This window comes from Streptomyces sp. DG1A-41 (assembly GCF_037055355.1).
Lineage (GTDB): Bacteria > Actinomycetota > Actinomycetes > Streptomycetales > Streptomycetaceae > Streptomyces.
In genome coordinates this window covers 5,308,326-5,325,513 of the sequence record NZ_CP146350.1, presented here as the reverse complement: position 1 = coordinate 5,325,513, position 17,188 = coordinate 5,308,326, and the positions used below count along the sequence as shown (strand labels likewise).

The 17,188-nt window shown below is 71.5% G+C and carries 16 protein-coding genes; 4 read left to right on the top strand and 12 right to left on the bottom strand.

Annotated features, from left to right (window positions below; all coding sequences use genetic code 11):
- Positions 1-159 precede the first annotated feature (159 nt).
- The gene (locus V8690_RS24915) at positions 160-1,416 is read left to right on the top strand and encodes an FAD-binding oxidoreductase (protein ID WP_338782217.1); all 1,257 of its coding nucleotides are present in this window, start codon (positions 160-162) and stop codon (positions 1,414-1,416) included.
- 22 nt (positions 1,417-1,438) lie between these two features.
- On the opposite strand, the gene V8690_RS24910 is transcribed toward V8690_RS24915, so the two are convergent.
- From V8690_RS24910 to V8690_RS24890, 5 genes are all read right to left on the bottom strand, one after another.
- Complete coding sequence (locus V8690_RS24910; protein WP_338782216.1) at positions 1,439-3,145, bottom strand: bifunctional uroporphyrinogen-III C-methyltransferase/uroporphyrinogen-III synthase; 1,707 nt, start codon at positions 3,143-3,145, stop codon at positions 1,439-1,441.
- On the bottom strand, positions 3,142-4,101 hold the full coding sequence (hemC, locus tag V8690_RS24905; protein WP_338782215.1) for a hydroxymethylbilane synthase: 960 nt from the start codon (positions 4,099-4,101) through the stop codon (positions 3,142-3,144). Before hemC ends, V8690_RS24910 begins: the two co-directional genes overlap by 4 nt.
- The gene (locus V8690_RS24900) at positions 4,098-5,858 is read right to left on the bottom strand and encodes a glutamyl-tRNA reductase (protein WP_338782213.1); all 1,761 of its coding nucleotides are present in this window, start codon (positions 5,856-5,858) and stop codon (positions 4,098-4,100) included. The genes hemC and V8690_RS24900 overlap by 4 nt, the downstream gene beginning before the upstream one ends.
- On the bottom strand, positions 5,855-6,619 hold the full coding sequence (locus V8690_RS24895) for a redox-sensing transcriptional repressor Rex (protein WP_184986728.1): 765 nt from the start codon (positions 6,617-6,619) through the stop codon (positions 5,855-5,857). Before V8690_RS24895 ends, V8690_RS24900 begins: the two co-directional genes overlap by 4 nt.
- A 314-nt stretch (positions 6,620-6,933) precedes the next feature.
- The gene (locus V8690_RS24890) at positions 6,934-7,212 is read right to left on the bottom strand and encodes a glutaredoxin family protein (protein WP_086603661.1); all 279 of its coding nucleotides are present in this window, start codon (positions 7,210-7,212) and stop codon (positions 6,934-6,936) included.
- 163 nt (positions 7,213-7,375) lie between these two features.
- On the opposite strand from V8690_RS24890, the gene V8690_RS24885 reads away from it, so the two are divergent.
- From V8690_RS24885 to V8690_RS24875, 3 genes are all read left to right on the top strand, one after another.
- On the top strand, positions 7,376-8,293 hold the full coding sequence (locus V8690_RS24885) for an HAD-IB family hydrolase (RefSeq protein WP_338782202.1): 918 nt from the start codon (positions 7,376-7,378) through the stop codon (positions 8,291-8,293).
- Between the two features lie 348 nt (positions 8,294-8,641).
- Entirely contained in the window at positions 8,642-9,412 is a 771-nt protein-coding gene (locus V8690_RS24880) for an ECF subfamily RNA polymerase sigma factor, BldN family (RefSeq protein ID WP_037671603.1), read from the top strand.
- Between the two features lie 235 nt (positions 9,413-9,647).
- Entirely contained in the window at positions 9,648-10,895 is a 1,248-nt protein-coding gene (locus V8690_RS24875; RefSeq protein WP_338782196.1) for a DUF5667 domain-containing protein, read from the top strand.
- Positions 10,896-10,957: 62 nt separating this feature from the next.
- Here the strand turns inward: V8690_RS24875 and V8690_RS24870 are convergent, their stop codons facing one another.
- From V8690_RS24870 to V8690_RS24840, 7 genes are all read right to left on the bottom strand, one after another.
- On the bottom strand, positions 10,958-12,013 hold the full coding sequence (locus V8690_RS24870) for a lysophospholipid acyltransferase family protein (protein WP_338782194.1): 1,056 nt from the start codon (positions 12,011-12,013) through the stop codon (positions 10,958-10,960).
- Positions 12,014-12,027: 14 nt separating this feature from the next.
- Positions 12,028-13,089 (bottom strand): NAD-dependent epimerase/dehydratase family protein, encoded by a 1,062-nt coding sequence (locus tag V8690_RS24865; RefSeq protein WP_338782193.1) that lies wholly within the window; start codon positions 13,087-13,089, stop codon positions 12,028-12,030.
- Between the two features lie 202 nt (positions 13,090-13,291).
- Entirely contained in the window at positions 13,292-13,390 is a 99-nt protein-coding gene (locus tag V8690_RS24860; protein ID WP_003948845.1) for an AURKAIP1/COX24 domain-containing protein, read from the bottom strand.
- 156 nt (positions 13,391-13,546) lie between these two features.
- On the bottom strand, positions 13,547-13,759 hold the full coding sequence (locus tag V8690_RS24855) for a helix-turn-helix domain-containing protein (protein WP_004984898.1): 213 nt from the start codon (positions 13,757-13,759) through the stop codon (positions 13,547-13,549).
- A gap of 129 nt (positions 13,760-13,888) precedes the next feature.
- On the bottom strand, positions 13,889-14,704 hold the full coding sequence (locus V8690_RS24850; RefSeq protein WP_338782190.1) for a phosphatase: 816 nt from the start codon (positions 14,702-14,704) through the stop codon (positions 13,889-13,891).
- 84 nt (positions 14,705-14,788) lie between these two features.
- A complete protein-coding gene (locus V8690_RS24845) occupies positions 14,789-15,961 on the bottom strand; it encodes an acetoin utilization protein AcuC (RefSeq protein ID WP_338782188.1) in 1,173 nt (390 codons plus the stop codon).
- Positions 15,912-17,129 (bottom strand): MFS transporter, encoded by a 1,218-nt coding sequence (locus V8690_RS24840; RefSeq protein WP_338782185.1) that lies wholly within the window; start codon positions 17,127-17,129, stop codon positions 15,912-15,914. Before V8690_RS24840 ends, V8690_RS24845 begins: the two co-directional genes overlap by 50 nt.
- Positions 17,130-17,188: the final 59 nt, after the last annotated feature.

Genomic DNA, 17,188 nt, shown 5'->3' with positions numbered 1-17,188 from the left:
TCCTCCGTACGCCCCCACGGAGAACGCGATGACCACCCCCACCACACACCCGACCTCTTCGCCCTCTCGGAAATCCACGGCCCGGTCCTGCGCCCCGGCGACCCCGCCTACGCCGACGAGGTCACCGGCTTCAACCTGGCCGCCCTCCACACCCCCGACGTGGTCATCGGAGCAACCGGCCCGGACGACATCGTCACCGCCATGCGCTGGGCGAAAGCCACCGACACCCCCATCGCAGTCCAGGCCACCGGACACGGCGCCAACTTCCCCATCGAAAAGGGCCTCCTGATCAACACGGCCCGCATGACCGACGTACAGATGGACCCCGCCACCCGCACGGCCACCATCGCCGCGGGCGCGAAGTGGAGCCACGTCATGGCCGCAGCCGCCCCCCACGGCCTCGCCGGCCTCTGCGGCACCTCCACGGACGCGGGCGTCATCGGCTACACCCTCGGCGGCGGACTCCCCGTCCTCGGCCGTGCCTACGGCTACGCCGCCGACCTGGTCCGCTCCTTCCAGGTCGTCACCCCGGACGGCCGGCTGCGCGAAACGGACCCACAGAACGAACCGGAACTGTTCTGGGCCCTGCGCGGCGGCAAGGGCAACGTAGGCGTCGTCACGTCACTCGTCACCGAGCTGCTCCCCCTGCCCCGCCTCTACGGCGGCGGCATCTACTGCCCGGGCGAGCACACCGAGGCCCTGCTCCGGGCCTGGGTGGACTGGACCCGCACCGTCCCGGACGAGATGTGCAGCGCGTTCACGATCCTCCGCCTGCCGCCCATCCCCCAGATCCCGGAACCCCTGCGCGGCGGCTTCTGGGCCCGCGTGGCGATCGCCTGGCCCGGCCTCCCGGCCGAGGGCGAGGCACTGATCGCGCCTCTCCGCGCAGCCGCCCCCGTAGCGGTCGACACGGTCGAGGTGATGGACCACGCGGCCCTGGACCGCATCCACATGGAACCGCAGGACCCGCTCCCCGCAAGGGAGTCCTGCCTGCTCCTGCGCGACCTGCCCCCGGACGCCATCCGCTCGTTCCTGGACCAGGTCGGCCCCGCGGCGGGCGTCGACCACCCGTTGCTGACGGTCGAGATGCGCCACATGGGCGGCGCGATGTCCCGCCCGTCCCCCGTCGAGGACGCCGTCTGCGCCCGCGACGCCCAGTACGTCCTCGACTCGGTCGGCATCCTGGCCGCCCCACCCGCCGCCGAGGCCATCGAACAGGCGACGCACCAGCTCTACACGGCCATGGCCCCCTACGGCACGGGCCGCACCATGGTCAACATCCACGGCACCCCGGGCGACGAACAGGACCGCGCCCGCGCCTGGACCCCGGAGGTCTACGAACGCCTACGCCACGACAAGGCCACCTACGACCCGGCCAACCTGCTGCGCTACGGCCACGCGGTGACTCCCGCATAGCCGCAGCCAGCACACTCGATGCCTACGTCGTCGACCGCCGCCGCCGAGCCCCTGGCCGCCTCTCGCTCGGCCGCGTCACCGGATCCCCCGCCTCGAGAGCGGCAGCTCTCCGCTTCGCGCCGAAGTCGGCCAGCGCCTCCGCCAGCTTGTGCACGGACGGCTCCGGAGCCATCACGTCCACCCGGAGCCCGTGCTCCTCGGCGGTCTTGGCGGTAGCCGGGCCGATACAAGCGATGACAGTGACGTTGTGCGGCTTGCCGGCGATACCGACCAGGTTCCGCACGGTCGACGACGACGTGAACAGCACGGCGTCGAACCCGCCGCCCTTGATCGCCTCCCGCGTCTCCGCCGGCGGCGGCGAGGCCCGCACGGTCCGGTAGGCCGTGACGTCGTCGACCTCCCAGCCCAGCTCGATCAGCCCGGCGACCAGCGTCTCCGTGGCGATGTCGGCACGCGGCAGGAACACCCGGTCGATGGGGTCGAAGACCGGGTCGTAGGGCGGCCAGTCCTCCAGCAGACCGGCGGCCGACTGCTCCCCGCTCGGCACCAGGTCCGGCTTCACGCCGAAGGCGATCAGCGCCTTGGCCGTCTGCTCGCCCACGGCCGCGACCTTGATGCCCGCGAAGGCACGCGCGTCGAGCCCGTACTCCTCGAACTTCTCCCGCACGGCCTTGACCGCGTTCACCGAGGTGAAGGCGATCCACTCATAGCGGCCGGTCACGAGCCCCTTGACCGCCCGCTCCATCTGCTGGGGCGTGCGCGGCGGCTCGACGGCGATGGTCGGCACCTCGTGCGGCACGGCCCCGTACGACCGCAGCTGGTCGGAGAGCGACGCCGCCTGCTCCTTGGTCCGCGGCACGAGCACCTTCCAGCCGAACAGCGGCTTGGACTCGAACCACGCGAGCTGGTCGCGCTGGGCGGCGGCGGAACGCTCACCGACCACGGCTATCACCGGCCGGCCGCCGTCGGGCGAGGGCAGCACCTTGGCCTGCTTCAGCGTCTGCGCGATCGTGCCGAGCGTGGCGGTCCAGGTGCGCTGCCGGGTGGTCGTACCGGCGACGGTGACCGTCATCGGGGTGTCCGGCTTACGGCCCGCGGAGACCAGCTCGCCGGCCGCCGCCGCGACGGAGTCCAGCGTGGTGGACACGACGACCGTGCCGTCCGACGCCCCGACCTCCGTCCAGCACCGGTCCGAGGCCGTGCGCGCGTCGACGAACCGCACGTCCGCGCCCTGCGCGTCCCGCAGCGGCACACCGGCGTACGCGGGGACACCGACGGCGCTCGCGATACCGGGGACGACCTCGAAGGGCACCCCGGCGGCGGCGCACGCCAGCATCTCCTCGGCGGCGTACGTGTCGAGTCCGGGGTCCCCGGACACCGCACGCACGACCCGCCTGCCGCCCCGCGCGGCCTCCATGACAAGATGTGCGGCATCCCGCACCGCGGGGGCGGCGACGCCGGTTGACGTGCCGTCAACTAGCGTCAGCTGGGGCGCTCCTGTGCCCGGACCCGGCTCCTGGGAAGGATCCGAGTCCGTGTGCACTTCGGAGACGCCCTGCCTGGCGTGCTGACGTACGACGTCGAGCACCTCGTGCTCGGCGACGAGGACGTCCGCGTTCGCCAGCGCCTCGACGGCGCGCAGAGTCAGCAGTCCCGGATCTCCGGGTCCGGCACCCAGGAAGGTGACGTGCCCGTGTTCAGGACCGGCGGAAAGGGCGGTGGGGCTCAATGTGCTCGCTCCCCCATCAGACCGGCCGCGCCCTGGGCGAGCATCTCGGCCGCGAGTTCGCGACCGAGCGCCGTTGCCCGGTCGTGCGTCTCGGGCACGGGACCGGTGGTGGACAGCTGCACCATGCGCGTGCCGTCGGTGGTGCCGACGACGCCGCGCAGGCGCATTTCCTTGACAATCTGCCCGTCGGCCAGCAGGTCGGCGAGCGCGCCCACAGGGGCACTGCAACCGGCCTCCAGGGCGGCGAGCAGTGAGCGCTCGGCCGTCACGGCGAGCCGCGTGAGCGGGTCGTCGAGTTCGGCGAGCGCGGCGACGAGGTCCGCGTTGCCCGCGGCACACTCGATCGCCAGTGCCCCCTGGCCGGGGGCGGGCAAAACCGTGTCGACCGACAGGAAGTCGGTCACTTCGTCACCGCGGCCGATCCGGTTCAGTCCGGCGGCGGCCAGCACGACGGCGTCGAGTTCGCCGGACCTTACGTATCCGATCCGGGTGTCGACGTTGCCGCGGATCGGGACCGTCGCTATGTCCAGGCCGTGGCTGCGCGCGTACGCGTTGAGCTGGGCCATGCGGCGCGGCGAACCGGTACCGATGCGGGCCCCGCTCGGCAGGTCGGTGAGCTTCAGCGCGTCCCGGGCGACGATCACGTCCCGCGGGTCCTCCCGCGCGGGTACGGCGGCCACGACCAGCTCGTCGGGCTGCGTGGTCGGCAGGTCCTTCAGCGAGTGCACAGCGAAGTCGACCTCGCCCTTGAGCAGCGCGTCGCGCAGGGCGGTCACGAACACACCCGTGCCGCCGATCTGGGCGAGCGCCTCACGCGAGACGTCGCCGTACGTGGTGATCTCGACGAGCTGGACGGGCCGCCCGGTCACCCGGGTCACGGCCTCGGCGACCTGCCCGGACTGGGCCATGGCGAGCCTGCTCCGGCGGGTGCCGAGCCTCAGCGCCTTGTCGTTCATGCCGGCCCTCGGTCTTTCTCTGTGCTGTCCTCGGCCCGGGAGACGGCGGCAACCGCCTCCGGGTCGAGGTCGAACAGGGTGCGCAGCGCGTCCGCGTACCCGGCGCCGCCGGGCTCGGCCGCGAGTTGCTTGACCCGTACGGTCGGCGCGTGCAGCAGCTTGTCCACCACGCGCCGCACGGTCTGGGTGATCTCCGCGCGGTGCTTGTCGTCGAGGCCGGGAAGCCGTCCGTCCAGGCGGGCGATCTCGCTGGCCACGACATCGGCGGCCATGGTGCGCAGGGCGACCACGGTCGGCGTGATGTGCGCGGCCCGCAGGGCTGCCCCGAAGGCCGCGACCTCGTCGGAGACGATACGCCGGACCTGGTCCACATCGGCAGCCATCGGAGCGCCCGCGGTCGCCTCCGCCAGCGACTCGATGTCCACCAGCCGCACGCCGGCCAGCCGGTGCGCGGCCGCGTCTATGTCGCGCGGCATCGCCAGGTCGAGCAGGAAGAGCACGGGCTCGGGCCGCGGCGGCTCGTCGACCGGCTCGGGCCTGCGCCGCTCGGGGATCCGGCCGACGGTGGCCACGGTCGCGGCGAGCGCGGCGATGGCGGCGGCGTCCGGGGTGGGGTCGAGCGGGCCGGCCGTCCCCGGCCTGGCCGCGCGCTGGGCGCCGCCCACCGTGCCGTTGTCCACCCACGCCGCGTGCTGTTCCAGGTCGGCGGCGGCCATACCGGCCACGGCCGCCTCGCCGAGCACGGAGAATCCGGCGGTGCCCTGCACCGCGGGCAGGTCCAGCGGACAGCCGTCCTCACCGCCGAGGCCGGTGGCCGACAGGTTGCCCCGCTGCGCTCCCGTGGCCGCCGTCCGGCCCGGCCCGCCGTCCGGAGGGGGCGGCCCGTCGCCGTCGGCCACGCCGGACGGCGCGGCCGTGCGGCCCTCCACCGCGGCGGCGACCGACTCGGCCGTCAGGACCAGGCCCGTCGCGCCGGTGCAGGAGACGGCGACATCGGCACGTGTCAGCTCGGCCGGCACCGACTCCATCGGGACCGCGCGGGCCAGCACGTCCGTGTCGTCGCCCTCGGTCAGGATCTGCGCGAGGCGCTCGGCGCGGTCGAAGGTGCGGTTGGCGACGACGACCTCGGCGACCCCGGCCCGCGCGAGCGTCGCCGCGGCCAGGGAGGACATCGACCCGGCGCCGATGACCAGGGCCTTCTTGCCCCGGGCCCAGGTCTGCACCTCGCCACCCGCGGCCAGTTGCTCCAGGCCGAAGGTGACCAGGGACTGGCCGGCGCGGTCGATGCCGGTCTCGGAGTGCGCGCGCTTGCCGACCCGCAGGGCCTGCTGGAACAGGTCGTTCAGCAGCCGGCAGGCGGAGTTCAGGTCCTGCGCGCGGGCCAGGGAGTCCTTGATCTGGCCGAGGATCTGCCCCTCGCCGACGACCATCGAGTCCAGCCCGCAGGCCACCGAGAACAGGTGGTGGACGGCCCGGTCCTCGTAGTGCACGTAGAGATAGGGAGTGAGCTCCTCCAGGCCGACACCGCTGTGCTGGGCGAGCAGCGTGGACAGCTCGGCGACACCGGCGTGGAACTTGTCCACATCGGCGTAGAGCTCGATGCGGTTGCAGGTGGCGAGCAGCGCGGCCTCGGCGGCCGGTTCGGCGGCGACCGTGTCCTGGAGCAGCTTGACCTGCGCGTCCGCGCCGAGCGAGGCCCGCTCCAGCACGCTGACCGGGGCGCTGCGGTGGCTGAGTCCGACGACGAGGAGGCTCATGCCGGCATCACGGCGGGCATGTCCCCGTCGGGCCCCTGGTCGGCGGAGTCGCTGCGCGCGGCGGCGGCCGGGACGCCGCCGTCGGATGCGGCGGCCTCCTCGCCGGCCTTGCGCTGCTCGTGGAAGGCGAGGATCTGCAATTCGATGGAGAGGTCGACCTTACGCACGTCGACGCCTTCGGGCACGGACAGCACGGTCGGCGCGAAGTTCAGGATGGAGGTGACACCGGCGGCCACGAGCCGGTCGCAGACCTGCTGGGCGGCACCGGCCGGGGTGGCGATGACACCGATCGACACGCCGTTGTCCTGGATGATCTTCTCCAGGTCGTCGGAGTGCTGCACGGGAATCCCGGCGACGGGCTTGCCCGCCATGGCCGGGTCGGCGTCGATCAGCGCGGCGACCCGGAAGCCGCGGGAGGCGAACCCGCCGTAGTTGGCCAGGGCGGCGCCGAGGTTGCCGATACCGACGATCACGACCGGCCAGTCCTGGGTGAGGCCCAGTTCGCGGGAGATCTGGTAGACGAGATACTCGACGTCGTAGCCGACGCCCCGGGTCCCGTAGGAGCCGAGGTAGGAGAAGTCCTTGCGCAGCTTCGCGGAGTTGACCCCCGCCGCGGCCGCGAGCTCCTCGGAGGAGACCGTGGGCACCGAGCGTTCCGACAGCGCGGTCAGAGCGCGGAGGTACAGCGGAAGCCGGGCGACGGTGGCCTCGGGAATCCCTCGGCTGCGGGTCGCCGGTCGGTGAGTTCGGCCAGTTGCCACGGTGCTCCTGCGGGTAGAGCGGGGCTGTAGGCGGTCATACGTCCCTACATGACCGCCCCGTCGAAAGCAGGCTATGTCTTTGTGAACGCGTGCACAAAGATGGTGTCCGATTTGCCCGGCCAACGTGACCGGGGTCACGCGCCCCCGGCGCACTCGCGGGGAACCGGCGCGCACGCGGCACTGTTCCTTCACTTCTGGGGGCAAAACCGCACACTCTCCTCTGTGTATCCCGCCCCCGAGACCAGCCACCGACGATCCTAAGCGACCTGACGGGCCCTTTGGACTGATCGGTCAGTTGCCGCACCCGGTCGGGATCAGTCGGTCAGCGCCTTGCGCAGGCGGTCCTCGTTCACGCGCCAGAACGTGTGCTGCCTGCCGTCCACCAGCACGACCGGGATCTGCTCCCAGTACTGGTCGTGCAGTTCCCGATCCTCGGTGATGTCCTTCTGCTCCCAGGGGACTCCCAGATCACCGCACACCTTCTCCACAACGACCTGTGCGTCATCACACAGATGACAGCCGGGCTTGCGGATCAGGGTGACGAGCCGGTCCCGAGGGGGCCTGCGACGAAAGAGGGGACTCATGTCGGCCATTGTCGCGCGCCCGCGAACGAGGGGAAGCCTCGCGAAAGCGCCGGGCGGACACGCCGACCACGTTCGTCCCCAGCACCCTCTTTAACGCCACGCTCGCCGAGAGTTCACAGGCTCCAAACCTCACGACTCCGGAACCCCCGAACAAACTGGCTATGCTCACGCCATGGCCGCTCTCGGATGGCTCACTCCCCGTAGGCGCTCCGCCACGGCGCGGAGCGTTTTGGCAGGCGAGGCCTCGGCCGAGGCTGCCCGCAAGTCCTCACAGGAGGCCGCCGGCACGACCGAGGAACCGCAGTTCCCGGTCCACGGCGACGACCAGGCCGCCGCCTTCTTCGACCTGGACAACACCGTCATGCAGGGCGCCGCCCTCTTCCACTTCGGGCGGGGCCTGTACAAGCGGAAGTTCTTCGAGACGCGCGACCTCGCCCGGTTCGCCTGGCAGCAGGCGTGGTTCCGGCTGGCCGGGGTCGAGGACCCCGAACACATGCAGGAGGCCCGCGACTCGGCCCTGTCGATCGTCAAGGGCCACCGCGTCGCCGAGCTCCAGTCGATCGGCGAGGAGATCTACGACGAGTACATGGCCGAGCGCATCTGGCCCGGCACCCGCGCCCTGGCCCAGGCCCACCTGGACGCGGGCCAGAGGGTCTGGCTCGTCACGGCGGCCCCCGTCGAGATCGCCCAGGTCATCGCCCGCCGCCTGGGGCTGACCGGCGCCCTGGGCACGGTCGCCGAGTCGGTCGACGGCGTCTACACGGGCAAGCTCGTCGGCGAACCGCTGCACGGCCCCGCCAAGGCCGAGGCGGTCCGCGCCCTGGCCGCGGCCGAGGGCCTGGACCTGAGCCGCTGCGCCGCCTACAGCGACTCGCACAACGACATCCCGATGCTGTCCCTGGTCGGCCACCCCTACGCCATCAACCCGGACTCCAAGCTGCGCAAGCACGCCCGCGAGCTGGACTGGCGCCTGCGCGACTACCGCACCGGCCGCAAGGCGGCCAAGGTCGGCATCCCGGCCGCGGCCGGCGTGGGCGCGGTGGCCGGCGGCACGGCGGCGGCGATCGCCCTGCACCGCCGTCGCCGCTGACGACCGATCAATCCGGGACACCTTCGTTTACGGGGTGACAAACCCCGTAAATCCAACTGGCGTACCCCCATAACCTCGTCTCCAGTCCTCTTGGCTGCACACGGCCACAACACGCCCTGGACTTAGCCCCAATCCGAACCTTTCCGATCAATAACCGTTCACGCTACGGCACTTGATGCGGTGTCAATCGGTTACGGAAGCGACGTAATCGATGATTTGAGCAACTCGGTGTAGCAGGGCCTACACGAAGCGTTATTCTCCTCAGACGCAATCCGGTACCCCACCGTCGCTACGACGGGTGAAAGGTCCCGCACTGCACGTGATGGAAGCTCTGCCTCTGGGAGTCCCGTGTACCCACACGTCGGGGTTGACGCCTCGGGCCTGGCAACGCTGCGCGCAACGGTCCTCGACCTGTTGCGCGGCTTCGTCCCCACCGCGTACGCCGGCCCCGCATTCGCCACCGCCGCGCCCGTAGGCCCGTGCTATGCACTGGCCGACGGCAGCGCCGCGGTCGGCAGACGAGGGCGCCCGTCCGGCGCGGCCACCGCCCGACGGCCGGCGGCGGACAGCGACAGCGCCCGCATGATGGACCTCGTGGAGCGCGCCCAGGCCGGCGAGGCCGACGCCTTCGGCCGTCTCTACGACCAATACAGCGACACCGTCTACCGGTACATCTACTACCGGGTCGGAGGAAAGGCGACCGCCGAAGACCTCACCAGCGAGACTTTTCTGCGTGCCCTGCGCCGCATCGGCACGTTCACCTGGCAGGGCCGCGACTTCGGCGCCTGGCTGGTCACCATCGCCCGGAACCTCGTCGCGGACCACTTCAAGTCCAGCCGCTTCCGCCTCGAGGTCACCACCGGCGAGATGCTCGACGCCAACGAGGTCGAGCGCTCCCCCGAGGACTCCGTCCTGGAGTCCCTCTCCAACGCCGCCCTGCTCGACGCGGTGCGGCGACTCAACCCCCAGCAGCAGGAGTGCGTGACACTCCGCTTCCTCCAGGGCCTCTCCGTCGCCGAGACCGCCCGCGTGATGGGCAAGAACGAGGGCGCCATCAAGACCCTCCAGTACCGGGCCGTCCGCACCCTCGCCCGGCTCCTCCCGGAAGACGCCCGCTGACCGGACCTACGCTCGGCGACGGCCAACTCACGTTCCGTGAAAGTCGGTTGGCCTCCGCATCCGATCATCCGGCGTCCGTAACCCAAGTGCCGCGCCGCTCGTTGTGCGGGATGCAGGCTCCCTGTGGTCACCCCCTGACCGGCTCCGATCACTCGATCGTGTGGTCGTGGTCAGGGTGTGCAACCCTCAGGACCCCCTGGGGAGTCGACCGTCATGACGAGAGGAGGTGCCGCCAGTGATCGCGAACGTATCGGCGCACCGGCGGGCGAACGCCTTCGCCCAGGCCCTTCAGGAGCAGTCCGAGCAGGGCACGGCGGCCGAGCAGTCCGAAGGATCGGCACCGTCCCCGGCCGCTGCGGAGCGGACCGAACAGGCACGCCTGCTGGCGCTCGCCTCCGGTCTCGACGCGCTGCCCAAGCCGGAGCTCGACCCGGAGGTCAAGGTCGTCCAGCGGGCCCAGCTGGTGGCCGCGTTCGAGGCCATGCTCCAGCAGGGCACCGCGGGAGGCGGGGCGACGGACGGCGCGGTCCCCGAGCAGCGCTCCCCCCGGGCCCGAGGCGCCCACCGCGCGAGCCCACTGAAGAAGTTCCGGCCCCGTTCCCGCCTCGCCAAGGGCCTCACCGCGGGCGGGCTCAGCGTGGGCGTGGCCGCGAGCGCATTCGGCGGAGTCGCCGCCGCCAGCTCCGACGCCCTGCCCGGCGACTCGCTCTACGGGCTCAAGCGCGGCATCGAGGACGTCAAGCTCGGCCTCGCCGACGGAGTCGACGAGCGCGGCCGGGTCCATCTCGACCACGCCTCCACCCGGCTCAGCGAAGCCCGCCGCCTGATGGAGCGGGGCCGCAGCGGCCCGCTCGACCACGAGTCCCTGGGCGAGGTCCGCCGCGCCCTGTCCGGCATGCGGCACGACGCGTCGGAAGGCCACCGGCTGCTGAGCGAGGCCTACGAGCGAGACCCCGACTCCCTGGAGCCCATCCAGGCCCTGTCCGCGTTCTCCCGCTCCCACCGCGAGGCCTGGGGCGAACTGCGCGACAGGCTCCCCGTCCAGCTCGGGGACGTCAGCCAGGAGGTGTCGTCGGTGTTCGACGCCATAGAGGAGGACGTCGCCCCGCTGCGGTCCCTGCTGCCCGAGCCACCGGCCCCAAGCAGCGGCGAAGGCAACCGGCAGGGCGCCTCCGAGTCGGCCTCCACCGGCTCCTCGGCCACCGACCGGTCGGCCCGGCCCGGCGACAGCGGCCGCGGCCACTCCGGCGAAGGCAGCGCCGGTAGCGGCAGCCCCAGCCGCTCGGCCGGCTCCGGCAGCGACAGCGGCGGCCTGCTCGGCGGCAACACCGGCGGCCTGCTCGACCCGCCGCGGGACGGCGACGCGAGCACCTCGCCGTCGGCGGAAGGCAACACGCCCGTCCCCGAGCCGGACGTCACCCTCTCGCCGCTCCTGCCCGATCTGCTGCCCGAGCTGGGCATCGACAGCGAAAACGCCGACTAACCGGCGGTACGTCAGTGGGGGCGCCCCTCCGCAGGGGCGCCCCCACTGCCATGTGTACGAACTCAGAAGAACACCGACCGCCGCTGCACCAGCAGCTTGTACAGCGTGTGCTGGATCTGCTCCCTGACCTGGTCGGTCAGGTTGAACATCAGCATCGGGTCCTCGGCGGCCTCCGGCGGATAGCCATCCGTCGGGATCGGCTCGCCGAACTGGATCGTCCACTTGGTCGGCAGTGGAACCGCCCCGAGCGGCCCGAGCCACGGGAACGTGGGCGTGATCGGGAAGTACGGGAAACCCAGCAGCCGGGCGACCGTCTTGGCGTTGCCGATCATCGGGTAGATCTCCTCGGCCCCGACGATCGAGCAGGGCACGATCGGCGTCCCGGCGCGCAAGGCGGTCGAGACGAAACCGCCACGGCCGAAGCGCTGGAGCTTGTAGCGGTCCGCGAAGGGCTTGCCGAGGCCCTTGAAGCCCTCCGGCATCACCCCCACCAGCTCGCCCTGCTCCAGCAGCCGTGCCGCGTCCTCCGCGCAGGCCAGGGTGTGGCCGAGCTTGCGGGCCAGCTCGTTGACCACCGGCAGCATGAACACCAGGTCCGCGGCGAGCAGCCGCAGATGCCGGCCCGCCGGATGGTTGTCGTGCACGGCGACCTGCATCATCAGGCCGTCCATCGGCAGCGTCCCGGAGTGGTTGGCGACGATCAGGGCGCCGCCCTCGGACGGGATGTTCTCGGTGCCCTTCACCTCGACCCGGAAGTACTTCTCGTACAGCGGGCGCAGCAGCGACATCAGGACCTGGTCGGTGAGTTCCTCGTCGTAGCCGAAGTCGTCGACCTCGTAGTCCCCGGTGAGGCGGCGGCGCAGGAAGGCCAGGCCGCCCGCGATCCGCCGCTCCAGGCCGCCGTCGCCGCCGTGGGGCCCCTCCGGCGGTTGTTTCTCAGAAGTCACATGAACATCATCCTGCGGAACAGCCCTGGTGGGCAGGGGCTGCACCTCACGGACCGACCCCGAGTCCGTGCCGGGGCGCCGGTTCCCCGTGCTCCGGCGCCGCTGCGGACGCTGCACGGCGCCCCCGCGGGACCGGTCGTCGTCGAACGGAATGACCTTGGCATCCGCCATCGTTGCTGCGCTCCTCAATTGGCGCTCTGCGTCGGGGGGTGGCCGCCGCCCGCGAGGGGCAGCGCGGCGATCCGGTCGACGGCCCCCGCAAGGGCCTCCGGCGGAAGAAGTCCGGGACCTTGGCTGCGTGCGAAGTCCGCGAACGTCTCCGCGGTCGTGTACTTGGGCTGGAATCCCAGCGTCTCGCGCATCTGGCCCGTCGCCACGACCCGGCCGTGGGTGAGCAGGCGGATCTGCTCGGGCGAGAAGTCCGACATGCCCAGCGTACGCACCAGCGAGCCCGCCCAGGTGACGGCCGGGAGCAGCAGGGGCACGGTGGGGCGCCCCAGGCGCCGGGAGCACTGCGAGAGCAGCAGCACGCCGTCGCCGGCGATGTTGAAGGTGCCGCTGTTGAGCGTGCCCCGCTGCGGCTCGTGCGAGGCGATCCGCAGCACCTCGATCACGTCGTCCTCGTGCACGAACTGAAGCCGCGGGTCGTAGCCGAACACGGTCGGCAGGACCGGCAGCGCGAAGTACGAGGCGAGCGGGGTGTCCGCGGTCGGGCCGAGGATGTTGGCGAACCGCAGCACGCAGACCGCCACGTCGGGCCGGCGGCGCGCGAAGCCGCGGACATAGCCCTCGACCTCGACGGTGTCCTTGGCGAAGCCGCCGCTGGGCAGGGACTTGGGCGGGGTCGTCTCGGTGAAGACGGCCGGGTCGCGCGGCGCGGACCCGTAGACGTTCGTGCTGGACTTCACGACCAGCCGCCGCACGTTCGGGGACTTCTGGCAGGCACCGAGCAGCTGCATCGCGCCGATGACGTTGGTCTCCTTCAGGGAGGCCCGGTTGCCGCTGCCCAGCGGCGTGCCCGTCACGTCCAGGTGGACGATCGTGTCGGCGCCCGTCTCGGCGAGCACCCGCGCGATCGTGGGCTGCCGGATGTCGGCCTGGACGAAGTCCGCGCCGCCCAGATGGTGCTCGGGCGGCACCGCGTCCACGGCGACGACCCGGTCCACCTCGGGGTCACGCTGGATCCGCCGTACGAACCGGCCCCCCAGCTGGCGGGCCACACCGGTCACGAGCACGACCTTGCCCAAGATCAGCGCCTTCCTTCCAGAAACCTCTTGCCCCGCCGCGTTCCCCCGTGGGGCCAACTTAGCGGGTCGGCGTTGCGCTGTGATGACCGCCCGAAGCGCGAAGTGACGACAAGCAGCCGGACGTACGAGCCGAAACACATGTGGCCCCCCACCGGTGGGTGGGGGGCCACAGCAACGCTCTCGCGGCGTCCGCGTCGCGAACTTACTTCTTGTTGCGACGCTGAACGCGCGTGCGCTTGAGCAGCTTGCGGTGCTTCTTCTTGGCCATCCGCTTGCGCCGCTTCTTGATAACAGAGCCCACGACTACCCTCGCTCACTTCTCATCACTCGGTTGTTTGGGCGCCATGGGCCCACACGACCTACGAGGGGCTAGCCTACCCGCCCGAGCGCTGAGGTCGTAATCGAGGAGGCCAGGGTGATCCCGAGTGCCCTGTGAGGGATCACCCCGGCCCAGCCGTCAGGCGGTTTCCACCCCCACGTAACTCTCGCGGAGGTACTCGTGAACCGCTTGCTCCGGGACGCGGAAGGACCGCCCCACACGGATCGCGGGCAGATGACCGCTGTGCACCAACCGGTACACGGTCATCTTCGACACTCGCATCACCGAGGCGACTTCCGCCACGGTAAGGAACTGAACCTCGTTCAGAGGCCTCTCGCCAGCTGCAGCCATGACACACCTGAACCTTCCGCACTCGACGGCCACCGGCTTCCCCTTCCGGTGACTCTTCGTCGCTGCGTGCTCACTCCCCAATGTAGGGGCGGGTGATGCGAGTGGGGAAGAGGTGCACCCATCGGCGGCCTACTGTGACAGACACGCCCGATTGAGTACGTAGCGGGTAAGCGGCAGGTAGTAATCAGACCGCACTCCGTCATCAAGTGGAACGACGACGGAGACGGACCCCTCGGCCTCACCGACGAACGGGGCGGGGTCGTCCGTATCGGCCGGCCCGATGGCCTCGAACCCCAGCTGACCTGCTCCGCAGACCCACCCATGGTCCCCGATGACCAGCTCGGGAAGGGGCCCGCCGGCCTCCGCGGCAGCGGCCAACACGGTACGAACCGGGAGAGGTGAGTGCGTATGTGCGCCGGGCTCACAACCGGGGCGTTCCGCGTCCAATCCCCGCACCAGCGCGACTCCTCGTACGTAGTCGAGGTTGTACGTACGTAGACCGAACCGGGTCGTTATGTCGACACAGCGACCCTGCGCGGGGGTGAGAACCTCACACCCCGCCGCCGACAGCGCGTCTGCCAGAGCGGCGTAGAAACCGAGCAGCCGGTGGGGGTGCCCGGTGCCGAGGAGCACGGGTGCGCTCCGCCGGGCGGCCTCGGCGAGGCGCTCCGCGAAGGCGTCCAGCGCGGCCAGGGTGCGCTCCGGAGCGATCACGTCCTGGCCGGAAGTCCGACGGAAATCGGCCGAGACACCGCACCGGTCCGCCATCAGCTCGATCACATCCCGCCGGCTCCAGGCCCCTTCGGGATCGAGCCCGAGGAGCACCCGGGGATCCCGGGCGGCGAAGAGCCGGTAACTGCGCAGGCTCTCCTCACGAGGCGTGGCCACGGTCCCGGCGAGGCGTGCGCCCACCAGGTGCGCACGAAGGGCTTGGGTGGTCAGCACGAGGAGATCGTGCGCGACAGGGACCCCACGTGTCCCGAGAACGGGGGAACACCGCACGGTCGGCCTACGAGGGGCCCGCCCGGGTCAGGCCAGCAGCCCCCGCAGCGGGAACACCGCCCGCCGGGCCGCCAGCACCGCCTGGTCCAGCCGGTCCGCGGGGTCGTAGCCCTCCTCCCAGCCAGGGAAGGCCACGGGCCAGCGCCCGTCCGTCATCCGCGCCGGGGCCAACTGCCGCGTCCGGGCGAACACTTCCTGCCGCCAGCCCTCGGGGATCATCGCCTCCGGCTCCACGGCCCGGCCGGCCGCGATGGCGACCAGATGCGTCCACGACCGCGGTACGACGTCCACCACGGCGTAGCCGCCCCCGCCCAGCGCCACCCACCGCCCGTCGGCGTGCTCGTGTGCCAGGTCGTGACAGGCGGCCTGCACCGCCCGCTGCGCGTCCAGCGACACCGCCAGATGCGCCAGCGGATCCTCGAAGTGCGTGTCGGCCCCGTGCTGCGTCACCAGCACCTGGGGCCGGAAGTCGGCGATCAGCTCCGGCACCACGGCGTGGAAGGCCCGCAGCCAGCCCGCGTCCCCGGTCCCGGCCGGCAGCGCCACGTTCACCGCCGAGCCCTCCGCGGAGTCCGCCCCGGTCTCCTCCGGCCACCCGGTCTGCGGGAACAGTGTCCGGGGGTGCTCGTGCAGCGAGATCGTCAGCACCCGCGGGTCCTCCCAGAACGCCGCCTGCACCCCGTCCCCGTGATGCACGTCGACGTCGATGTACGCCACCCGCTCGGCCCCGAGCTCCAGCAGCCGGGCGATCGCCAGCGACGCGTCGTTGTAGATGCAGAACCCGGACGCGCCGCCCGGCATCGCGTGGTGCAGCCCGCCCGCGAAATTCACCGCGTGCAGTGCCTCACCCCGCCACACGGCCTCCGCGGCCCCCACCGACTGCCCGGCGATCAGCGCCGACACCTCGTGCATCCCGGCGAAGGCCGGATCGTCCATCGTCCCCAGCCCGTACGACTGGTCCGCCGCCCCCGGCTCCACCGACGCGGCCTTAACCGCCTCGATGTAGTCCTGCCGGTGGACGAGCCGCAGCGTCGACTCCCCGGCCGCCTTCGCAGCGACCACCTCCACCTCACGGTCCAGCCCGAAGGCATCGACCAGTCTCCGGGTCAGGGCGAGCCGGACCGGGTCCATCGGATGCCCGGGACCGAAGTCATAGCCCGTTACTGCCTCGTCCCACATCAGCTGTGCGCGGCCGCTCATGCCCGCCACCGTATCGGTCCGGTCGAGCAGCGAACGACCGGGCGTACACCAGCGTCACCAGCACCAACACCATCGGCACGAGCATGGCCCCGCGGTAGCTCCACACATCCCCGAGCGCACCGACCAACGGCGAACCGATCAAAAACCCCACATAGTTGAAGACATTCAGTCGCGCGACGGCCACATCCGAAGCCCCGGGGAACAACCTCCCCGCGGCCGCGAACGTCTGCGGCACCAGCACACACAGCCCGAGCCCCAGCAGCGTGAACCCCAGCAGCCCCACCCACGCCCCGGGCGCCCCCGCCACCACGGCGAACCCACCCGCCGCCACCAGCGCCCCACCCCGCACGACGGCGACGGCCCCGAACCGCCGCACCCCGAGGTCCCCGATCGCCCGCCCCAGCAGCGTCGTCACCATGTACACGTTGTACGGCACCGTGGCCATCTGCTCCGAGCTCCCCAGCACGTCCTGGAGGTACTTCGCACTCCAGTTGGAGACCGTGGAGTCCCCGATATAGGCGACCGTCATCACCAGACACAACGGCAGCAGCCACTTGAAGACGACGACCTGGCCCTCGCCCGCCTCTTCCGCCACGGCCGGCGCCGCATCCTCGTCGTCGACGTACCACCGGCTCCCCACCAGCACCGTCGGCAGCAGTACCGCCACGACCGGCAGATACGACACCCACAGCGCCAGATCCCAGTGCGCCCCCACCCACGCCAGCGAGGCCCCTACGATCCCGCCCAGGCTGTAGGCCGCGTGGAAACTGAGCATGATGCTGCGCCCGTACGACCGCTGAAGACTCACCCCGAGCATGTTCATCGACGCGTCCAGCACACCGACGGCGAGCCCGAACGCCGCGAGCGCGACACCCAGTTCCACCATCCGCTCCCCGGCCCCGACCCCGAGCAGCGCCAGCAGCACCACGGGCTGCGACCAGCGAAGCAGCCGGCTCGGCGGCACCCGCTTCACCAGCCGCTCGGTGGTCACGCTCCCGACCCCGGCGAGGATCGGCACAGCGGCCAGGAAGGCGGGCAGCAGCGCGTCGGAGACCCCGTACCGGTCCTGGATGGCCGGTATCCGCGTTACGAGCAGAGCGAAGGCGACCCCCTGCACCAAGAAGCTGAACGCCAACGAGGCCCTGCCGCGCCGCAGCACATCAGTCATGGCGGCGAGCGTAGGGCCCCGGCTTACCCGTGGGTAGATCCAGCCAAAGGTGAATTTGG